This is a genomic window from Salibaculum halophilum (assembly GCF_002094885.1).
Classification (GTDB): Bacteria; Pseudomonadota; Alphaproteobacteria; order Rhodobacterales; family Rhodobacteraceae; genus Salibaculum; species Salibaculum halophilum.
On the sequence record NZ_MSIT01000003.1, the window covers coordinates 78,345 to 97,635 of the forward strand.

Here is a 19,291-nt window from a genome sequence, read left to right on the forward strand (position 1 = left end):
GGGCCTCGGGCATGTCGGGTTTCAGGAAAGGGTTGCGTCGTAAGCGGCGACGGCCGCGGCCGCCAGATCGGCCACGCGGGCGGCATCAAATCCCGGCTTGTAGAGGCTCGTGCCCAGCCCGAAGCCGGTGATCCCGGCGGCGCGCCAGTCGGCGAAATCGGCCGGGCCGACCCCGCCCACCGCGTATGTCGCAACTGTGGGCGGCAGGACGGCCGACAGGGCCTTGAACCCGTCCAGCCCCAGCTTGAAGGCCGGAAAGAACTTCAGCCCGTCGGCGCCGTGGCGCAGGGCGGTGAAGCACTCGGTCGCGGTAAAGACCCCGGGAAAGGACGCCATGCCATGGGCCTTGGTCGCGGCGATGACATCCGCGTTCGTATCTGGCGAGACGACCATGCCCGCGCCGATCCCGGCCAGCCGCGCCACCGCGTCGGTGTCCAGCACCGTGCCCGCCCCGATCGTCGCGCTGTCGCCGGCATGGGCGATCATGCGCGCGACGCTGTCGTAGGGGTCGGGCGAGTTCAGCGGCACCTCGATGCGGGTGATACCGGCCGCGATCAGGGCCTCGGTGATGGCGATGGCCTCGTGCGGCTGCACCCCGCGCAGGATGGCGATGATGTGCCGGGTCATTGCGCCGCCTCGCGCAGGCGGTCATGCGCGGCGCGCAGCCCCCGCAGGGCCATGCCCTCGCCCGCGACGGTGGCCACGCTCGCGCCCTGGGCGGAAAGGGCGGCGTGATAGGCCCCGGCGATCCCGCCCGCGCCGACCACGCGGATGTCCTGGCCCAGCCAGTAGGGCCGCGCCCCGGCCAGTTCCAGGCCGATCAACAGGCCCGACAACCGCGCGCGCGACGCCCCCGCCCCGGTGCCCTCGAGCAGCGCGCCCGCCCGGATCGAGAACAGCTCGGCCGCGACGGTGGCCGGGCGCGAGATGGCATCCTCGACGGCGGCGGCAAAGGCCGCGTCGACCCAGTCGCCGCCCGTCACCGAATGGCGCAGCACCGAGGCCTGTTCGAGCAGCGCGAAGACTTCGCCCGTCATGAAGGTGCGGAAACTGACGACCTCGCCGGCGCTGATGTGCGCCCATTTCGTGTGCGTACCCGGCAGGCAGAGCACCCCGTCGAAACCAGGGGTGTCGGCCAGAAACCCGGCGATTTGGGTTTCCTCGCCGCGCATCACGTCCGGCGGCGCGACCTGCTTGATCCCCGGCACGATGAAGACGGTCAGGCGCGGATCGGCGGTTTCCACCGCGACCGCCGCAGTGATCGAGGGCGGCGCGCAGGGCACGGTGGCATACGGCGCCTCGGCCCAGCCCTGCCGCGAGCCGGCCATGCCGCAGACGATCACCGGCAGGGGGCCACCCGCGGGCAAGGCATCCTCGACCAACGCCAGCAGCGCCGGTTCGAACTGGCCGCGCGCGAGGTTGCCCATGCCCCGGTCGGACCGGCGCTGGTCCAGCACCGTGCCGCCCGGCCCCATCAGCCAGACCCGCAGGTGCGAGGTGCCCCAGTCCACGGCCAGCCAGTCCGGTGTCATGTCACCCTCCGCGTCCCGCATTACCCCGTCACCACGACGCCGCCGTCCACGGCCATGGCCTGACCGGTCATCATCCGGCTCGACCGGGAGGCCAGGAAAAGCGTGGCCTCAACGATGTCCTGCGGCTTGAGATGTTCCTTGAGACACTGCCGGTCCATGTGCGCGGCCAGCGCCGCCGGCTCGGCCCAGAGTTCCAGCTGCTTGTCGGTCAGTACCCAGCCGGGGGCCAGCGCGTTCACCCGGACACCATCAGGGCCATGCTCGCGCGCCAGGCTGCGGGTCAGCCCGTTGATGCCGGAATTGGCCGTCGTGTAGAGCGGATAACCCGAATTGCCCATCATGTAGCTAATCGAGGTGAAGTTGACGATGGACCCGCCGCCCAGCGCCTTCATCCCCGGCAGGACCGCCTGGCAGGCAAAGAAATAGGCCTTGAGGTTGATCGCCATCATCCAGTCCCAGAAGGCCTCGTCCACCTCATCCGTGGTGTGGCGCTGATCGTTGGCAGCGTTGTTGACCAGCGCGCGGATGGGGCCGTTCGCGGCGGCCGCCTGCTCCATCGCCGCCCTGAGCGCCGGGATATCGGTGATGTCGCACTGGATGAACAGCGGACGGTTGCCGGTCTCGGCCGCCATCCGGTCGACAAAGTCGGTGGCGTCCGACCGGCCCACGAAGGCGACCCGCGCGCCCTGCCGCAGGAACCCCTCGGTCAGGGCCGCGCCGATGCCGGAGCCGCCACCGGTGATGAAGACGGAGGCGCCGTCGAGGTCGTGAAAGGTGGCGGTGGTCATCAGTGGCTCTCTCTTGTGACGGGGCGGGTGTCCTTGCCCACGAGGAAGTCCAGGTCCGCGCCCCGGTCGGCCTGCAGCACGTGGTCGATGTAGAGTTTCGCGTAGCCGCGGGTGTAATCGGGCAGGTCGGGCTGCCAGGCGGCGCGGCGGGCGTCCAGCTCGGCCGGGTCGACCAGAAGCTCCAGCGCGCCGGTGCTGGCCGAGACGCGGATGCGATCGCCCGTCTGCACCAGCACCAGGGGGCCGCCGGCCTGCGCCTCGGGCGAGACGTGCAGGATGACGGTGCCATAGGCGGTGCCCGACATGCGCGCGTCGGAGATGCGGATCATGTCGCGCACGCCCTGCTGGACCAGCTTTTTCGGGATCGGCATGTTGCCCACCTCGGGCATGCCCGGATAGCCCTTCGGGCCGCAGCCCTTGAGCACGAGGATCGTCTCCGGCGTTACCGGCAGATCGTCGCGGTCGATATTGGCCTTCATGTCCTCGATGTTTTCAAACACGAACGCCTCGCCCTCGTGTTCCAGCAGGGCATCCGTGGCCGCCGAGGATTTCACGATGGCCCCCTCTGGCGCGAGGTTGCCGCGCAGCACCCGCAAGCCGGCGGCGGGTTTGACGGGGGCCTCGTAGGGCCGGATGACGTCGTTGTTGTAGCACTCGGCCCCGTCGGCATAGGCGCCGATATCGCCGCCCAGCACGGTTTTCGCCCGCTTCAGGTGCCCATGCTCGGCCAACGCGCGCAGCACCACCGGGACCCCGCCGGCATAGCAGAAATCCTCCATCAGGTATTGCCCCGAGGGCATGCAGTTGACCAGCAAGGGGATCTCGCTGCCCTGTTCGAAATCCTCAAGCATCAGGTCAACGCCCACGCGTCCGGCCAGCGCCAGCAGATGGACCACCGCATTGGTGGACCCGCCCACGGCGGCATTGGCCAGCACCGCGTTGAGGAACGCCGCCTTGGTCAGCACGTCCGAGGGCTTGATATCCTCGTCCACCATTTCCACGATCCGCTTGCCGGTCAGATGCGCCAGCGCCATGCGCCGCGAATCCACCGCCGGCAGCGCGGCATTGGTGGGCAGCGACAGGCCCATCGCCTCGACCAGCGACGCCATGGTGGAGGCCGTGCCCATGGTCATGCAGACCCCCTTGGAGCGCGACATGCCGCTCTCGGCGGCCATGAAATCCTGCAGGGTCATCTCGCCCGCGCGGACGGCTTCGGAAAATTTCCAGACATCCGTGCCGCTGCCGATGTCCTTGCCCTGCCACTTGCCGTTGAGCATCGGCCCCGAGGAGACGACGATCGACGGCAGGTCGACGCTGGCCGCGCCCATCAACTGGCCCGGCGTGGTCTTGTCGCAGCCGCCCAGCAGGACCACCCCGTCGATGCCATAGGCGCGGATCGATTCCTCGACGTCCATGGCCAGCAGGTTGCGGAAGAGCATCGCCGTGGGCTTCATCTGCGTCTCGCCGAGGCTCATCACCGGGAATTCGACCGGGAAACCGCCGGCCTCCCAGACGCCGCGCTTCACGCCCTCGGCCAGTTCGCGCAGGCCGCTGTTGCAGGGGGTGAGTTCCGACCAAGTGTTGCAGATGCCGATCACGGGCCGCCCGTCGAAGGCGTGATCCGGGAAGCCCTGGTTCTTCATCCAGCTGCGGTGGATGAACCCGTCGCGGTCGAGCTTGCCATACCATCCGGCGCTGCGGCGTTTCTTGGTCATGTGGTCCTGTCCGTTCCAGTTGGAAATTGGGGCCTCAGGCCGCCTTCTTCACTTGCGCCCAGCGGGGCAACCAGTCGCCATGGGCCGCCCGCAGGTCATCCACCAGCGCCCGGATCTGGCGCAGGTCCAGGTCGGCGGCGGTGTGCGGGTCCAGCATGGCGGCGTGGTAGATGTGTTCGGGGTCCTCGTCCAGCAGCGCCCGGACGGTCAGTTCCTGCACGTTGACCTGGGTCCGCATCAGCGCGACCAGTTGCGGCGGGATGTCCGCCACCACCGAGGGCTGCACGCCGTTCGCGTCCACAAGGCAGGGCGTTTCCACCGCCGCGCCCGGGGGCAGTTGCGGCACCTGCCCGCGGTTGGGCAGATTGCCGTAGGCGGTGTAGGGCTGGTCTGTCACCGCGGCGTTCATCAACTCGGCGGCAAACTCATGGCTCTTGCGCACCTCGATATTCGCCTGTTGGGCCAGGTCGGCCGCCTGAGCCTTCCAGTCGGCCACCTGTTCGACGCAGCGCTTGGGATATTCATCCAGCGGGATGCCGAACGTCTCGATCAGGTCGTCGCGGCCGGCCTTGATAAACCAGGGCACGTATTCGGCCAGGTGTTCGCTGCTTTCAGTGCAGAAATAGCCCAGATGCTCCATCACCTCGTAGCGCACAGTGTTGGGGCAGCGCGGCATGAGCAGCGGCGGTTTCGGCAGCCGCCCGGCGCGATACCCCTCGCGCAAGCGGGGATAGAGCGAGGCACCGGTCGCATCCTCCAGCCGCAGGAAGAAGGCAACGTGGTTCACCCCGGCGACCCGATAGCGGAGATCGCCCTCGGCCATGTCGAGATCATGGGCCAGTTCCTGCACGGTGTTCTGCACCGAATGGCACAGCCCCACCTGCCGGATATGCGGGTAGGCTTCGGCCAGCGCCCAGGTGTTGATCGCCATGGGGTTGACGTATTGCATCAGCAGCGCGTCGGGGCAGACGGCGCTCATGTCCGCGGCAACCTGCCACAGGTGCGGCACCGTGCGCAGGCCGCGCATGATGCCGCCCACGCCCAGCGTGTCGGCGATGGTCTGGCGCAGGCCGTGGGCCTTGGGCACCTCGAAATCGGTGATCGTGGCCGGGTCGTAGCCGCCGATCTGGAAGGCGGTGACGACGAAATCGGCCCCCGCCAGCGCGCGGCGCTGGTCGGTATGGGTGGTCACCGTCGCGCCCGTGCCCATGGTTGCGATCATGCGCCGCGCCAGGTGCTCGGACTCGGCCAGCCGCGCGGTGTCGATATCCATCAGCGCGATCTCGGCGTCACGCAGCGCCTCGAAATGCAGCATGTCGCCCACGATATTGCGCATGAAAATCGTGGATCCTGCCCCGATGAAGGTAAGTTTGGTCATTTGACGGCCCCCAGTGTCAGACCGGCGATGAAATGGCGCTGCATCAGGAAGAACATCAGCACCGGCGGCAGGGCAGCGACGAGGCTGCCCGCGCTCATCAGGTGATACTGCGCCACGAACTGGCTGTTGAAACTGGTGATCCCGGCGGTGACGGGCTGCGCGTCCGGCCCCTGGGTCAGGACGACGGCCCAGAAATAGTCGTTCCAGACGAAGGTGAAGATCAGCACCGACAGCGCCGCGATGGCCGGCTTCATCAGCGGCAGCACGATATACCAGAAGATGCGCCATTCCTTGACGCCCTCGACCCGCGCGGCCTCGATCAGCTCGTAGGGCAGCGCGCGGATGAAGTTGCGCATGAACAGCGTGCAGAACCCCGTCTGGAAGGCGATGTGGAACAGCACCAGCCCCATCTTGGTGTCGTAAAGCCCCACATCCACCGTCAGATCGCGCACCGGCACCATGAGGATCTGGAAGGGCACGAAGTTGCCCGCGATGAACATGAAAAAGATCAGCAGGTTGCCCCGGAACCGGTAGATGCCCAGCGCGAAACCGGTCATGCACGACAGTGCCACCGCGCCGATCACGGTGGGCACGGTGATCAGCACCGAGTTCCACAGGTAGCGCGGCATGTCGCTCTCGAAGAAGACCTTGCCGTAGTTGGTGAACAGCTCGAAGGACGAGGGCATGCCCCAGTAGTTGCCGTTTGAAAAATCCACCCCCGGCCGGATCGAGAACAGCGCCACGGCCAGCAAGGGCAGCAGCCAGAGGATCAGCGCCATGGGCACCAGCGACTGATAGGTGATCTGCGCCCCGCGGGAGCGCTTTTCGATGGGTGTCGGAAACATCGGCAAGCCCCTTTCAGTGCCGCGCGCCGCGTTCGTCGCGCCACATCGTCCACAGGAAATAGCTGATGAAGATCAGCATGATCAGGAACAGGATCACCGCGATGGCCGAGCCGTAGCCCATGCGGAACCCGTATTCCGACAGCGCCTTCTCGAACATGTAGAACGACAGCACGCGGGTGGACCCAAAAGGCCCGCCGTTGGTCATCACCGAGATCAGGTCGAAAGAGCGCAGCGCGCCGATGATCGTGACGACGAAGGCGATGAAGGTCGCGGGCCGAAGCTGCGGCAGGATCACGTGCCAGAGCATCCGTGGCCCCTTGGCCCCGTCCAGCCGCGCCGCCTCGATCTGTTCGGGGTCCACCGCGTTCAGCCCGGTCAGGTAGAGGATCATGCAATAGGCCGTTTGCGGCCAGAGGCCGGCGGCGATGATGCCATAGGTCGCAAGGTCGGGGTTGCCGAGGATGTTCACCTCGGTGCCGAACCAGCCCAGCACCACGTTCAGCAGGCCGACGTTGGGCAGGTAGAACCAGGAAAAGACAAGGCCGACGACGACCTGGCTGATGACGAAGGGAAAGAAGAACAGCGACTTGTAGAGCCGGATGCCCCGGATGGTCTGGTTGAGGAACAGCGCGATGAACAGCCCGCCCGGGATCGCCAGCAGGTAGAGCGCCAGCCATTTGACGTTGTTCCACAGCGAAACCTCGAAGTTCCGGTCGGCCATCAGTTCGCGGTAATTCTGCAGGCCGACGAATTCGCCCTGCTCGGACAGGCTGCCCAGCCCGTTCCACTCGAATGTCGAGATGTAGAAGCTTTGGAAGATGGGCGAGATCACGTAGACGGCGAAGAACGCCACGCCGGGCAAGAGGAACATCAGCGGCGTGATGATCATCCGGTGGCGTTGCAGCCAGCCCTGGGCCGGCGGTTCGGGGGCGGTGGTCATGGCGTCTCCTCCGGCTGCGGCGCTGGGGCCGCGGGCAACACATGCGAAAGCCCGGGGCGGGCTTGCGGATGGGGTGCGTGTGGCACGGGGCCCCGCGCGGGGCCCCGGCCGGTCTCACATCAGTCGTAGATGCGCTGGCGCGCGTTTTCCATGCGGGCCAGGATGTCGTCCAGGTTGTCGGGGAAGACCATGAACTCCTGCAGCCCTTCCATGCCGATCGAGGCCATCTCGGCCGGGAAGTCACGGTCGAAAAACTGGGCGATTCCGCCGGTGGCGTTTTCCGACAGCATGGTGAAGCCCTGCTGAATGAACTCGTCATCCGCCACGCTTGCGTTGGCGTTGATCGGCAGCTGACCGAGGCCGCCGGGGCCGTTGATCTCGGTCTGCACTTCGGCCGAGGTCACGTATTTCAGGAATTCGCGGGCCGCCTCCACGTTCTGCGCGCCCGAGGCGACGTGGAAGGTGTCGGTCGGGGCGTCCTCACCCATCTCGACATCGGGATTGATCGCCGGGAACTGGTAGAAGTCGATCTGGTCATCGGTCAGACCGGCGTCGCGCAGCTGCGGCACCACGAAGTTGCCCATCAGATAGGACGTGGCCTCGCCGTTGACCATGAAGGGCAGCGCCTCCTGCCAGCTGTAGGTCTGGTGGTCGTCGATGAAGGCGCCCATGTCGATCAGGGTGCGCCAGTTCTCGAAGGTCTGGCGAACGCCCTCGTTCTCGGTCCAGGACAGCTCGCCGCGGGCCAAGGCCATGTGATGATCAAAGCCGTTGGTGCGCATGTTCAGGTAGTCGAACCAGCCGCCGGCGGTCCAGAGGAACTTGGTGCCGATGGCATAGCACTTGCGCCCGGACTCCAGGATCACCTCGCAGTTGGCGATTTCCTGCTCGAAGGTCTCGGGCTCTTCGAGGCCGAGCTCGTTGAAGATGTCCTCGCGGTAATACATGCCCCACTGGTAGTAGGTGTAGGGCACGCCCCACTGCTTGTCGTTCATGGTCAGCGCGCCCTTGACGGACTCGAGCCCCTCGAAATCGCCGGCCTCCCACCAGTCGGTGATGTCCATGAACAGCCCCGAGTCGACATAGGGCTCCATCCGGTTGGCGGCATACCAGTTGACCACGTCCGGCGGGTTGGCCGACAGCGCATTGCGGATCTGGCTTTTCCAGGCCTCGCGGTCGACGATGTCCAGCTCGACCGTCAGGTTCGGGTGCATCTCGTCGAAGTCGGCGGCGAGGCCCTCCATGACCTCGCGCGGGGCCGGGTTCGACATGTCAGAGATGATGCGAAGCGTGCCGTCGAGGTCCTGCGCGACGGCGGGGCCGGAAAGGCCGGTGGTCATCGTCAGCGCGACGGCTGCCGAAGTGAGTTTCTTGAGCATTGGTGTCCTCCCATGATGCAGCGTCGGATGTTCCATATAATGAAACTGTATTCCAACTATTGAAACTATGCGGGATTCGGGTTATCAAAGTCAACACCCGGCGGTCTGTGCCGGGGCGAGGGAGGACATCGGCACAGATGAACCGGCAGACAACGCAGGGCGGGCATGCGGATGGCACGGTCGGCAAGGCGCTGGACGTGATGGACCGCGTCGCCGCGGCGGGACGCCCCGTCCGCTTTGCCGAGCTTCTGGCCGGGTCCGATCATCCCAAGGCGACGCTCTACCGGCTGCTGCAGACGCTCACCAGCCAGGGCATGCTGATCTACGACGAGGCCCGTCAGACCTATGCCCCGGGGCTGCGCCTGGTCCGGCTGGCCCATGCCGCCTGGCAGCAAAGCTCGCTCGCGCCCATCGCCCGGCCCTATCTGGACGCGCTCTCCGAGCGGGTGGGCGAGACCATCCACCTCGCGCAGATGGATCAGGGGCAGGTACTTTACGTGGACAAGCGCAACGCCCGCCGCCCCGTAGATATGTTCTCCGAGGCGGGGAAGATCGGCCCGGGCTACTGCACCGGAGTGGGCAAGGCCATGCTGGCCTTCCTGCCGCCCGACGACCGCGCCCGTGCGGTGAACATGCAGTCCTTCTTTGCCCATACGCCGAGGACCCTGACATCGCCGCAGGCCCTGACCGAGGAACTCGCCGCGATCCGCGCCGCGGGCGTGTCCTTCGACCGCGAGGAGCACGAACCGGGCATCATCTGCATCGCCGCGCCGATCCTTTCGTCTACGGGGCGCGTGCTGGGGGCGCTGTCGATCACCGCCGCGACCCGACGCAACACGCTGGACGGGCTGGACCAGCTGCGCCCGGCCCTGACCGAGACCGCCGAACAGATCGCCGCGGCGGCCGAGACCTGGCAGTTTCCCGACTGACCGCGCAAGGAGGAGATCCCGATGACAGGCGTAACCCTGACCCAGGCCGTCAAGAAATACGGCGCCACGCAAGTGATCCACGACATCGACCTCGCGGTCGAGGATGGCGAGTTCTGCGTTTTCGTCGGCCCCTCGGGCTGTGGCAAGTCCACCCTGCTTCGCATGATCGCGGGGCTGGAAGAGACGACCTCCGGCGTCATCAACATCGGCACGCGCGACGTGACGCGCGTGGACGCGGCCGACCGCGGGGTGGCCATGGTCTTTCAGACATACGCACTTTATCCACACATGTCGGTCGAAGAGAACATGGGCTTCGGCCTGCGCATGACCGGCCACCCCAAGGCCGAGATCCGCGAGAAGGTGGCCGAGGCCAGCCGCATACTGAAACTGGACGACTATCTCGACCGCAAGCCCAAGGCCCTGTCCGGCGGCCAGCGTCAGCGGGTGGCGATCGGCCGCGCCATCGTTCGCGGCCCCGAGGTCTTCCTGTTCGACGAGCCGCTGTCGAACCTGGATGCCGAGTTGCGCGTGGACATGCGCGTGGAAATCGCGCGCCTGCACAAGGACATCGGCGCCACGATGATCTATGTCACCCACGATCAGGTCGAGGCGATGACGCTGGCCGACAAGATCGTCGTGCTGCGCGCGGGACGGGTGGAGCAGGTCGGCAGCCCGATGGAGCTCTACGAGGACCCCGACAACAGGTTCGTCGCCGGTTTCATCGGCTCGCCCTCGATGAATTTCATCGAGGGCACAGTCGAGGGCGGCGGCCTGCGGGTGCCGTCGCTGGGCAACCGCCTTGTCGAGGCGCCGGTCGCCCTGCCCCCCGAGGGCAAGCCGGTGCACCTCGGCCTGCGCCCGCAGCACCTGCGGATCGCCCCGGGCGAAAGCGACATCCGGCTCGACATCCGCGAACGGCTGGGCGGCGTGTCCTACGACTACCTGATCCCGCCGGGCGGCGAGAAGATCATCGTGGAAAGCCGCGACAACGATCCCATGGACGAGGGCATCACCGTCACGCTGGATTTCGACACCGCCGACGCGATGTTCTTCGACGGCGAAACCGGCTTGCGGCTGCGCTGACGCATTGGCCGCGACTTGCATTCAGCGCATAGCGCGATTGCGCTAACATGCGTGGTGCGCGGGGCCGTTATCGCCTAGGTCATGGCTCGGGGGAGGACCCTGACCATACGCCATACGGAGGTTTCCAATGGCCGACATGACCGACACATCCTTTTCAACGCCGCGCCCGCGCGACATCCTGCGCGGCCTCGCCCGCGCCTTCTGGACCGCCGCCGAGGCCCACGGCAGCCGCGCCGGACGCCGCCGCCAGATCGAGGCGCTGCAGGCCAAGTCCGACGCCGAACTGGCCGAGATGGGCATCGCCCGCGATCGCATTGCGCATCACGTCTTCAAGGATCTCTACTACATCTGACCGGCCCGCCAGCCGGACGCGAAAGAGGCCCGCCGCTCGGCGGGCCTTTTCCGTTGCGGGGCGCAGGTTTCAGGCCGGGTTGTCCATCCGCACGCAGAAGCGGATCTTGCCCTTGACCGGCTCGGGCCAGATCACCCGGAATTCGTGCCGGTTGGACCCGTTGACCGGGTCGATATAGGGCTGGTGGAACACCGGCTGACCCGAGGTATCGGTGATCGCCTGGACCGGCTCGACGCTTTCGATCGTGCGGGTCCAGCCGCCGAAGGGCAGGAACGTTCCCGTGTCGACGATCCAGACACTGTCGGCGGTCTGCTGGACATGGACGTCGCTGTAGGGGTTGCGCACCTGCTGGTCGATACCGTTGAAGGTATTGCCGGTGAAGGTGATGTTGCGCATGGTGTTGAAGTCCATGTCGGCATAGGTCGTGTCGATATGCTCGACCCGGTCGATGTTGCCGCTGTAGGTGCGGAACACGTTGCCGGTGACCGCCAGCCCCTGAATCGAATGGTTCTGCCCGTAGGGCTTGAACACGATCCAGCTGAACCAGGGCGCCACGTCGGAACATACGAAGATGTTGCCGGTGATAGTCAGCCCGCCGAAGGTGTATTCATTCTGCGCGTCGGGGTGGGCGTCGTGTTCGTTGGTGACCTCAATGAAACTGTTGTCGCAGTAGTTCGCCGTGATCGACGAGACGCTGTTGTGAGAGGTCAGCACGATCCCCGCCTGGCGCACGCCTTGCGATTCGTCGTCGCCCATGAACCAGTGGTTGCCGGTGATCAGGTTGCCGTTGCCGCCAAGGAACCCGAAGTGCCGGAACCGCGCCGCGCGGTTGTTCCGAACCGTCGCGTCGTTGTGGTTGATGTTGAAACACAGGCTGGTGCGCTGGGTCAGCGGCAGGGACTGTTCGTTCGAATTGAAGATGCAGCCGAAGATGTCCAGCCCGGTGCAGCCCTTGCCCGGGCTGGTGATGGCGCGGTCCTTGGGCTTGTTTAACTGGCAATCGCGCACGCGCATCGAGTGGCCATCGGGGGCCAGGATCACGCAGGAGGCGATCCCCTTGCAGTGAAAGTCGATATCCTCGAGCTCCAGCGCCGAAAGCCGCTCGAAGCCCGTGAAATCGAGCAGATACTTGAAGCGGGTGAAGGTGAATTCCTGCGTGCCTTCGGCGTCATGCAGCGACGAGGACAGCGTGACCTCCTGGCCGGGCACGTCCACCGCCTTGACGTAGACCTCGCGGCCCACGCCGTTGCCGGTGACCAGCGCGCCCACCGGGATCGCGGCGGCATTGGCGACTTTGGTCAAGGTTCGCGCCCGGCTGATCGAATAGCTGGCCTGCGCGGTGACGACCTCGGTGTCCCAGGCCGCGCCGGGGTCGGGCTGCAGCTGACCGTTGCGGATCACGCGGCGCACCTCGAAGGCGGGCTTGTTGACCACCGCCGCAAAGGCGTCGACCGGTTCCGACAGGTTGATGCGCCGCCCGCCAAGGTCCAGCGATTCGTGGTCCGAGAAGTTCAGCAGCGCCTGAAACGCCTTCTTGAAGGCCAGTTCCTCGCTCCCGAAGGCATCGGCATAGGTGGGAAAGTCGAAGTTCTTCTGGAACACCAGGCGGTGTTCGGCGGCCATCGTGACCGTCCCCTCGAACCGGATCTGGTTCTGGATGGTGACATTGTCGCCCAGGAAATAGGTCCCGGCCGAGACCAGCACCTCGCGCCCGTCGGCATGTGTGTCGGCGGCCTCGAAGGCATCGCGGTCGTCGGTCACGCCGTCGCCCACGGCGCCGTAGTCACGCACGTCGACGACACCCATCATGTCGCGCAGGAAGGCGCGGGTGACGTCCTCGACCCGGATGTCGTCGACACGCACCAGCCCGCCGTTCGGGCCGGTCAGGTCCAGCCCGATATGGGCCGAGCCGGCCTTGGACCAGACCATGTCGACCCCGCCGCGCGGGCCGGTGCCGACGATGGCGCTGATCTCTACGACCTCGCCGTAGGTGGTCAGGGCGGTCTCGGGGCCGGCCTTGGTCACGCCGCCCAGCACCGACCCGTCGGGCCAGAGCGGGAAACCGGCGATGCGCACCGAGGGCAGCGCGCCCGACACGGCCTTTACCCGCGCGGTGACGCGCAGGTAGCAGCCGGGCAGGATCGGCGTGTCGCCCATGTAGCGCAGCTTTTGCACCGCGTTGGTCTTGGCGATCTCGAGGCAGCCGCCGAAGTCCTGGTCGGCTGGCACGAAGACGCCGCTGCCCGATCCGGCGTATGTGTCCGAACCCGGCGTGCCGTCCCCGCTCGACCAGACGTCCAGCCCGTCGGCAAAGGCCGGCGGCATCAGCACCAGCCCGTCGGTAATCACCTTGTTCATGTTTCCCCTTTCCCGGCCGCGCCGATCAGAACCCAGTGTCTGGGCGAAAGGGGTAGGTCAGCGGCGTAAAGGCGGGCTTGGCCCACCGTGACGGTGTCAGCCCCGGCGACGCAACGCGCCGGCGGTCATACGCCGTTGCTCTGCACTTAATGCACTAGAAACTATTGTCGCGTTCACAGGTCGCTGCGAGTTAGCCTTGCGATGGCCGCTGACGTGACCGAGCGCCGTTGGAGCGTTGACGATATTGTGGCTCTGGTAGACACTACAGAACCGCCGCCGAAGAAGCTCGGGCCGTACAAAAGCGAGAGGCCTAGCGATAAGGTCGTTGACGAAATGTTAGGGCGTTGCTACTTAAATGACCTCAATAGCTCCCTGTCGGACTTGGCCCTCTCAGGGTCCCCGACAGGGTTTTTAATTTCAAAACAACTGCATGACTAAAAAGCCACAGCCCACTTACGCGATGGCCTTTTTTGATGGCCAAAACCTATTCCAGCACGCTATGGCTGCGTTTGGCCATCACCATCCAAACTATGATCCCATCAAGTTACACAACGCAGTGTGCGCGGCTCACGGGTGGACGCCAAATCTAGTTCGCTTCTATACTGGCGTACCGGACCCTCGACGGCAAAAGATGTGGGCTGGTTATTGGGACAAGCGAATCATCGCTCTCCAGAGGTCTGGCGTGAGCGTAACTAAGCGAACTCTCCGATATCGTGAGGTGGAAACAAAGCTCCCTGACGGCAGCACCGACGTAGAGGTCGTTCCGCAAGAAAAAGGAGTGGATGTGCGCCTTGCGCTCGATCTGGTGAAGTGTGCCCGGCGACGGGAGTTTGACGTTGCCGTTCTGTTTAGTCAGGACCAAGACCTGTCAGAAGTTGTAGACGAGGTTAAAGAAATCGCTTCTGAGCAAGGCAGGAACATCACGATCTGCTGCCCCTTCCCTTACGGGCCAAAGGCTACCGTTAAACGCGGGGTGGATCGGACGAACTGGTTCAGGATGGATGAAGCCTTCTACAATGAATGTCTTGACCCGAAAGACTATCGACCGCCAAAATAATTGAGAATTCATCCACTACCCGGTCACACGCCCACGTCGGGGGCGGGCAGTTCCACCACGCCGTCGATCTGCCAGCCCTCTTCGGTCTGCACCATGCGGTAATCCATCAGGTGCAGCCCCCCGGTTTCATCGCGGATGCGGATTTTCTGCCAGAGCGCGCCGTTGCGCTCGCGCAGCTCCAGGAATTGCGTCTCGGCGTTGTTCCAGACCATGGGATAGCCGCGCCGGACCATCATGCCGAAGTTGCGCGGGGTGCCGAACATGCCCTGTATACCCGGGCTGGCATAGTCGAAGGCCGCGGCGCTGTCTTCGTTCTGGAAGGCCTGCATCTGGCCCTCGATCACGGATCGGATTTCGGTGTCCTGCGCCGCGACGGGCGCGGCGACGATCAGGAAAACGGCAGTCAAAAGGCGTTGCATGGGGACCCCTCCGGTTTGTCCGATACCAGTTTGATACGGACGAACCGGGGGATTGGTTTCACCGGGCCAGGTTGCCGCGCAGCGCGCTTTCGATCAGCGCGACGGTTTCCTCGATCCCGTAGAGGGCGATGAAGCCGCCGAAGCGCGGCCCCTGGCTGGCGCCCAGAAGCACCTCGTAGAGCGTGCCGAACCAGGCGCGCAGCGGCTCGAATCCATGCGTCTTGCCGATGGCGAAAACGACGGATTGCAGGAACTCGTCGTCGTGCCAGTCCACCGCTGGAAGGGGGGTGTCCTTGCCCTCTTGCGCGTTCTTGCGGGCGATGACGTCCAGCGCGCGGGCCTCGTCGCGCAGGCAGGCAATCAGCTCTTCCAGCGCGGCGCGTTCGGTCTCGTCCGGCAGGCGGAACTGGCGCGTCGGCTTGACGAAGTCGTTGTAATAGCGGATCGCGAAGCCCGCCGCCTGGTCCAGGTCGGGGTTGGCCGCGGGGCTGGCCTCGGGGGCGTAGCGCTGGATGAAGCCCCAGAGCCTGTCCTTGTCCTCGGCGCTCGACACGGCGGCCAGGTTCAGCAGCATCGAAAACGGCACCACCATCGTGCTGTCGGGCACGTTGTGGCCGTGAATGTGGAACACCGGGTTGTTGACCCGATGGGCAGTGTCCTGCGTGGCATAGGCGCGCAGGTGCTGGTGGTAGTCGTCCACCGCCCTCGGGATCACGTCGAAGTGCATCCGCTTGGCCGTTTTGGGCTTTAGGTACATGAAATACGACAGGCTTTCGGTGCTGGCATAGGACAGCCAGTCATCCATCGAGATGCCGTTGCCCGAGGACTTGGAGATTTTCTGGCCGTTCTCGTCGAGGAACAGCTCATAGGTGAAATGATTGGGCTTGGTGCCGCCCAGAACCTCGCAGATGCGGTCGTAGATCGGCGTGTTGGTGGCGTGTTCCTTGCCGTACATCTCGAAATCCACGCCCAGCGCCGCCCAGCGCGCACCGAAGTCGGGCTTCCATTGCAGTTTCACGTTGCCGCCCGTGACAGGCAGGGTCCATTCGCGGCCCGCCTCGTCGTCGAAAGTGATGGTGTGATCGGCCGCGTTGACCTCTTTCATGGGCACGTAGAGGACCTGCCCCGTTTCCGGGTGGATCGGCAGGAAGATGGAATAGGTCTGCTGGCGTTCCGCGCGCAGCGATTTCAGCATCACCGTCATCACGTCGTCGTAACGTTCGACCGCGCGCCTGAGCACCGTATCGAACCGGCCCGACCGGTAGAAGTCGCGCGCCGAGACGAACTCGTAGTCGAACCCGAAGGTATCGAGGAACCCGCGCAGCATGGCATTGTTGTGGTCGCCGAAACTGTCATGGGTGCCGAAAGGGTCGGGCACCGACGTCAGCGGCTTGTGCAGGTGCGCGGCCAGCATCTCCTGCTGCGGCACGTTGCCGGGCACCTTGCGCATCCCGTCAAGGTCGTCGGAAAAACAGATCAGGCGCGTCGGGATGTCGGAAATCACCTCGAAGGCGCGGCGGATCATGGTGGTGCGCAGCACCTCGCCGAAGGTGCCGATATGCGGCAGCCCGCTTGGGCCGTAGCCCGTCTCGAAGACCACCTCCGACTTGCCGGACGCCTCGATCCGTTTCAGCAGCGCGCGCGCCTCCTCGAAGGGCCAGGCTTTCGCGGTCATCGCGGCATCGCGCAGATCGGACATGGCGTCGGCTTTCCTGTGGGACGGGATCGGCCCGATGTGGCCGGTGCGACATGCCTCCTATTGCAGTGCCGCGAAAGCGTCAATAAAGCGGGGCTGTCGCAGAGAGGAGAACGCGCCATGTCCCCCGCCCCGCTGACCGCGCAGGACGCCCTTGTCGCCATCATGATCGCGGTCTCGGCCAGCGACGAGGACATCCGCACCGCCGAACTCGTCAAGATCACAAGCACGGTCAATCACCTGCCGGTCTTCGGGGATTACGACGCCGACAAGATCAGCAAGGTCTCAGCGGTCGTCTTCGACCTGTTCAGCCAGGAAGACGGCCTCGACGCGCTGTTCGGCCTGGTCCGCGATGCGCTGCCCGAGCATCTGTACGAGACCGCCTATGCCCTGGCCTGTGACGTGGCCGCCGCCGACGGCGATATCCCGCAGGCCGAGCTGCGCCTGCTCGAGGAAATCCGCTACGAATTCAACCTCGACCGGCTGCACGCCGCCGCGATCGAACGCGGCGCACGGGCGCGGCATCTGACACTCTAACTATTTGATTCCGCATGTCCGGGGAGCGCAAAACCGGTTCCCCCTTTTGCGCGACATGCTCTAACCCGCCTGCGTCAGCCCCCAGCGTTGCAGGATCTGCTGTTGCAGCGCGCGTGACCGCCGGTTCCAGGCCCGCGCCCCGTCGGGGATCTCGTCGCCGGTGGTCTTGCCGGCCGCGCGCCGCTCGGGATTGGCGGTGAAGATGGCGAAGGCCAGGTCGCGGCCGTCCGGCGTGGTCGCGATGCCCGCCAGCGCGCTGACGAAATTGAGCGTCCCGGTCTTGGCGACGACCGCGACCGGGTGATCGGCAAGGCGCTGGCGCCGGGCGCCCCGCATCGCGATGGGCTTGAGCAGCGGGCGCACTGCGCCATCGGCACCGTCGGCCATGAGCACCTGCACCATGTCGGCGGCGCTGAGGCGGCTGGCATCCGACAGCCCGGAATGGTCCGCCAGCCGGGCGCCGATGCCATAGGTCCGCCGCAGCCAGGTCGACATCGCGGCGGCCGAGGTGTGCAACCCGACCGGCCGGTCCAGACGCGCGCGGGTGGCGGCCAGCCCGCAGACCTCGGCAGTCAGGTTGGTGGAATATTTCATCATGTCGCCCAGGATCACCCGCAGCGTGGCGCTGTCGTGGCGGGCGAGCGCCTTCGCCTCGGGCAGGGTGTCGACCTCGGCCGGCTCGGGCAGGCGCAGCCCCTGCCCGCCCGCGAGGGTGCGGAAGACATCCCCGGCGTAGAGCGCGGGCCGCCGCACCGGCAGCCAGCGCGCCCCGCCCTCGCCCAGGGCCGCGCGCGCCACGGTCCAGTCGTCGGGCCCCTCGTAGGTATAGACCGGCTGCGACCGGGCCGAGACCCGCACCCGCGACATGCCCACGTCGGGGCGATAGCGCGCGGTGCGCGCATCCAGCGTGATCTCGTAGTCGCGCCCGTTGCGCGCCCATTCGAAATGCACACGGTTGAAATTCAGGTTCAGCCCGCTGACGGCCGGGTTGTAGCCCAGGTGGTCCATCTGGCCCGGCTCGATCTCCTCGATATGCGGCAGCGCGCCGCCCCAGCACAGGAACCGCCCCGTGATCCCGGTGATGCCCTGCGCGGCGAGGGCGCCGGCCAGCTCGGCCAGGTGGTCGGTGCTCAGCGTCGGATCGCCCCCGCCGGCGAGGATCATGTCCCCCTGCACCACCCCATCACGCACCGGGCCGGTGGCCAGAACGCGCGTGGTGAACCGGTGATCGCCGCCCAGCATCTCAAGCGCGTAGAGCGAGGTCAGCGCCTTGGTGACGCTGGCGGGCGGCAGCGCCGTCTCGGGCGCGGCTGACGCGACGAGCTTGCCGGTCTCCAGGTCGCGGATCTCGACGCTGGCAATGCCACCCGGCCCCAGGCCCGCGCGGGCGATCACCTCGTCCAGCGTCGGGCGCAGGGGCGGCCCCGCGCCCGGGGCCGCGGGGCGCAATCGCGGGCGCAGCGAGGTCGTGACCGGACCGGCCAGCGCCGTCCCGCCCATCGTGCCGATCAGCCCGCCCAGCAGGCCGCGCCGTGTCACCCGCGCCGTCATGGCCGCAGACTAGGACGGTGGGCGCCGCCGCGGCAACCGCCTATCGCGTCCAGTCCCCCCGGGCGCGCAGGCCGCTCGAGGACTGGGGATTCATGGGCATGTTGACGAAACACCAGGCCGGCGGTTCGGCGCGCCCCAGAAGGGCCGAGGCCCGCGCGGGCAGCTGCTGCGCGCGATAGATGCGGGCCGCGCGCGACAGCCGCGCCGCGATCCGGTCACCGGGCCGCGCGATGATCCCGACGGGCACCCGGTGCATGATCTCGTGCCATTGACCCCAGAGGTGGAACGACGCCAGGTTGTCCGCCCCCATCAGCCAGACGAAGCGTACCCCGGGATAGAGACCCTGCAACCGCGCCAGCGTGCGCGCGGTGCGCCGTGTGCCGATCCGCGCCTCGATATCCGTCACCTCGACCCTTGGGTGACGCATCACCTCCCGGGCCCGGGCCATGCGCTGATCCAGGGCCGCCGGGCCGGTGCGCTTGAGCGGGTTGCCCGGCGAGACCAGCCACCAGACGCGGTCCAGCCCGAAGCCACGCAACGCGGCCCGCGTCAGATCGACATGGCCGCCGTGGGCGGGGTCGAAGGACCCGCCCAGCAGTCCGATCACCTGCCCGGCGCGGGCATGCGGGATTTCGGCGCGCATCATGCGCGGGCCTTACGTCGCCTCCCAAGGCTTGGCAAGCGGCCCCGTACCTTAACCGGACCACAACCGCGCGCGGCCTAGGCTTTCCC

18 protein-coding genes are annotated in these 19,291 nt (G+C 66.4%); 5 read left to right on the forward strand and 13 right to left on the reverse strand.

From position 1 onward, the window contains the following. Nucleotides 1–21: 21 nt before the first annotated feature. The 8 genes from BU124_RS03295 to BU124_RS03330 all read right to left on the reverse strand — a co-directional run bounded on the left by BU124_RS03295 (nt 22) and on the right by BU124_RS03330 (nt 8,577). Nucleotides 22–627: a 2-dehydro-3-deoxy-6-phosphogalactonate aldolase gene (locus BU124_RS03295; RefSeq protein ID WP_084861029.1), complete on the reverse strand. Its 606-nt coding sequence runs from the start codon at nt 625–627 to the stop codon at nt 22–24. After that, nucleotides 624–1,532, reverse strand: a complete 909-nt coding sequence (locus BU124_RS03300; RefSeq protein WP_084861218.1) for a 2-dehydro-3-deoxygalactonokinase — start codon at nt 1,530–1,532, stop codon at nt 624–626. The genes BU124_RS03295 and BU124_RS03300 overlap by 4 nt, the downstream gene beginning before the upstream one ends. 20 nt (nt 1,533–1,552) lie before the next feature. Next, complete coding sequence (locus BU124_RS03305; protein ID WP_084861030.1) at nt 1,553–2,320, reverse strand: SDR family NAD(P)-dependent oxidoreductase; 768 nt, start codon at nt 2,318–2,320, stop codon at nt 1,553–1,555. Next, complete coding sequence (locus BU124_RS03310) at nt 2,320–4,035, reverse strand: IlvD/Edd family dehydratase (protein ID WP_084861031.1); 1,716 nt, start codon at nt 4,033–4,035, stop codon at nt 2,320–2,322. The genes BU124_RS03305 and BU124_RS03310 overlap by 1 nt, the downstream gene beginning before the upstream one ends. Nucleotides 4,036–4,069: 34 nt before the next feature. Then, on the reverse strand, nt 4,070–5,413 hold the full coding sequence (gene melA / locus BU124_RS03315; protein WP_084861032.1) for an alpha-glucosidase/alpha-galactosidase: 1,344 nt from the start codon (nt 5,411–5,413) through the stop codon (nt 4,070–4,072). Further along, complete coding sequence (locus tag BU124_RS03320; RefSeq protein WP_084861033.1) at nt 5,410–6,258, reverse strand: carbohydrate ABC transporter permease; 849 nt, start codon at nt 6,256–6,258, stop codon at nt 5,410–5,412. The genes melA and BU124_RS03320 overlap by 4 nt, the downstream gene beginning before the upstream one ends. A gap of 13 nt (nt 6,259–6,271) precedes the next feature. Beyond that, nucleotides 6,272–7,198, reverse strand: coding sequence for a carbohydrate ABC transporter permease (locus BU124_RS03325; protein WP_084861034.1), 927 nt, complete (start codon nt 7,196–7,198; stop codon nt 6,272–6,274). 119 nt (nt 7,199–7,317) lie between these two features. After that, a complete protein-coding gene (locus BU124_RS03330; protein ID WP_245831596.1) occupies nt 7,318–8,577 on the reverse strand; it encodes an ABC transporter substrate-binding protein in 1,260 nt (419 codons plus the stop codon). Nucleotides 8,578–8,714: 137 nt separating this feature from the next. Here BU124_RS03330 and BU124_RS03335 point away from each other — a divergent pair, with 137 nt between their 5' ends. From BU124_RS03335 to BU124_RS03345, 3 genes are all read left to right on the forward strand, one after another. Beyond that, nucleotides 8,715–9,506, forward strand: coding sequence for an IclR family transcriptional regulator (locus BU124_RS03335; protein WP_084861035.1), 792 nt, complete (start codon nt 8,715–8,717; stop codon nt 9,504–9,506). A gap of 21 nt (nt 9,507–9,527) precedes the next feature. After that, nucleotides 9,528–10,589 (forward strand): ABC transporter ATP-binding protein, encoded by a 1,062-nt coding sequence (locus tag BU124_RS03340; protein ID WP_084861036.1) that lies wholly within the window; start codon nt 9,528–9,530, stop codon nt 10,587–10,589. A 136-nt stretch (nt 10,590–10,725) separates the two neighbouring features. Continuing rightward, nucleotides 10,726–10,941: a hypothetical protein gene (locus tag BU124_RS03345; RefSeq protein WP_245831597.1), complete on the forward strand. Its 216-nt coding sequence runs from the start codon at nt 10,726–10,728 to the stop codon at nt 10,939–10,941. 69 nt (nt 10,942–11,010) lie between these two features. Here BU124_RS03345 and BU124_RS03350 read toward each other — a convergent pair whose 3' ends face one another. After that, complete coding sequence (locus BU124_RS03350; RefSeq protein ID WP_084861038.1) at nt 11,011–13,299, reverse strand: glycosyl hydrolase family 28-related protein; 2,289 nt, start codon at nt 13,297–13,299, stop codon at nt 11,011–11,013. A 460-nt stretch (nt 13,300–13,759) separates the two neighbouring features. Here BU124_RS03350 and BU124_RS03355 point away from each other — a divergent pair, with 460 nt between their 5' ends. After that, entirely contained in the window at nt 13,760–14,356 is a 597-nt protein-coding gene (locus BU124_RS03355) for an NYN domain-containing protein (RefSeq protein WP_281250889.1), read from the forward strand. Nucleotides 14,357–14,379: 23 nt separating this feature from the next. Here the strand turns inward: BU124_RS03355 and BU124_RS03360 are convergent, their stop codons facing one another. After that, a complete protein-coding gene (locus tag BU124_RS03360) occupies nt 14,380–14,775 on the reverse strand; it encodes a DUF4864 domain-containing protein (RefSeq protein WP_084861040.1) in 396 nt (131 codons plus the stop codon). Between the two features lie 58 nt (nt 14,776–14,833). Beyond that, a complete protein-coding gene (locus tag BU124_RS03365) occupies nt 14,834–16,474 on the reverse strand; it encodes a lysine--tRNA ligase (RefSeq protein ID WP_084861041.1) in 1,641 nt (546 codons plus the stop codon). 117 nt (nt 16,475–16,591) lie between these two features. On the opposite strand from BU124_RS03365, the gene BU124_RS03370 reads away from it, so the two are divergent. Then, entirely contained in the window at nt 16,592–17,008 is a 417-nt protein-coding gene (locus BU124_RS03370) for a tellurite resistance TerB family protein (protein WP_084861042.1), read from the forward strand. A 60-nt stretch (nt 17,009–17,068) separates the two neighbouring features. On the opposite strand, the gene dacB is transcribed toward BU124_RS03370, so the two are convergent. Continuing rightward, nucleotides 17,069–18,559: a D-alanyl-D-alanine carboxypeptidase/D-alanyl-D-alanine endopeptidase gene (dacB, locus tag BU124_RS03375; RefSeq protein WP_084861043.1), complete on the reverse strand. Its 1,491-nt coding sequence runs from the start codon at nt 18,557–18,559 to the stop codon at nt 17,069–17,071. Nucleotides 18,560–18,599: 40 nt separating this feature from the next. Next, nucleotides 18,600–19,202, reverse strand: coding sequence for a nicotinate-nucleotide adenylyltransferase (locus BU124_RS03380; protein ID WP_084861220.1), 603 nt, complete (start codon nt 19,200–19,202; stop codon nt 18,600–18,602). Between the last annotated feature and the right edge of the window lie 89 nt (nt 19,203–19,291).

What these genes read in the sequence shown, in the direction of transcription:
- BU124_RS03295 (WP_084861029.1), bottom strand. Translation starts at nt 627, where the DNA reads ATGACCCGGCACATCATCGCCATCCTGCGCGGGGTGCAGCCGCACGAG.
- BU124_RS03300 (WP_084861218.1), bottom strand. Translation starts at nt 1,532, where the DNA reads ATGACACCGGACTGGCTGGCCGTGGACTGGGGCACCTCGCACCTGCGG.
- BU124_RS03305 (WP_084861030.1), bottom strand. Translation starts at nt 2,320, where the DNA reads ATGACCACCGCCACCTTTCACGACCTCGACGGCGCCTCCGTCTTCATC.
- BU124_RS03310 (WP_084861031.1), bottom strand. Translation starts at nt 4,035, where the DNA reads ATGACCAAGAAACGCCGCAGCGCCGGATGGTATGGCAAGCTCGACCGC.
- melA (WP_084861032.1), bottom strand. Translation starts at nt 5,413, where the DNA reads ATGACCAAACTTACCTTCATCGGGGCAGGATCCACGATTTTCATGCGC.
- BU124_RS03320 (WP_084861033.1), bottom strand. Translation starts at nt 6,258, where the DNA reads ATGTTTCCGACACCCATCGAAAAGCGCTCCCGCGGGGCGCAGATCACC.
- BU124_RS03325 (WP_084861034.1), bottom strand. Translation starts at nt 7,198, where the DNA reads ATGACCACCGCCCCCGAACCGCCGGCCCAGGGCTGGCTGCAACGCCAC.
- BU124_RS03330 (WP_245831596.1), bottom strand. Translation starts at nt 8,577, where the DNA reads ATGCTCAAGAAACTCACTTCGGCAGCCGTCGCGCTGACGATGACCACC.
- BU124_RS03335 (WP_084861035.1), top strand. Translation starts at nt 8,715, where the DNA reads ATGAACCGGCAGACAACGCAGGGCGGGCATGCGGATGGCACGGTCGGC.
- BU124_RS03340 (WP_084861036.1), top strand. Translation starts at nt 9,528, where the DNA reads ATGACAGGCGTAACCCTGACCCAGGCCGTCAAGAAATACGGCGCCACG.
- BU124_RS03345 (WP_245831597.1), top strand. Translation starts at nt 10,726, where the DNA reads ATGACCGACACATCCTTTTCAACGCCGCGCCCGCGCGACATCCTGCGC.
- BU124_RS03350 (WP_084861038.1), bottom strand. Translation starts at nt 13,299, where the DNA reads ATGAACAAGGTGATTACCGACGGGCTGGTGCTGATGCCGCCGGCCTTT.
- BU124_RS03355 (WP_281250889.1), top strand. Translation starts at nt 13,760, where the DNA reads ATGGCCTTTTTTGATGGCCAAAACCTATTCCAGCACGCTATGGCTGCG.
- BU124_RS03360 (WP_084861040.1), bottom strand. Translation starts at nt 14,775, where the DNA reads ATGCAACGCCTTTTGACTGCCGTTTTCCTGATCGTCGCCGCGCCCGTC.
- BU124_RS03365 (WP_084861041.1), bottom strand. Translation starts at nt 16,474, where the DNA reads ATGTCCGATCTGCGCGATGCCGCGATGACCGCGAAAGCCTGGCCCTTC.
- BU124_RS03370 (WP_084861042.1), top strand. Translation starts at nt 16,592, where the DNA reads ATGTCCCCCGCCCCGCTGACCGCGCAGGACGCCCTTGTCGCCATCATG.
- dacB (WP_084861043.1), bottom strand. Translation starts at nt 18,559, where the DNA reads ATGACGGCGCGGGTGACACGGCGCGGCCTGCTGGGCGGGCTGATCGGC.
- BU124_RS03380 (WP_084861220.1), bottom strand. Translation starts at nt 19,202, where the DNA reads ATGCGCGCCGAAATCCCGCATGCCCGCGCCGGGCAGGTGATCGGACTG.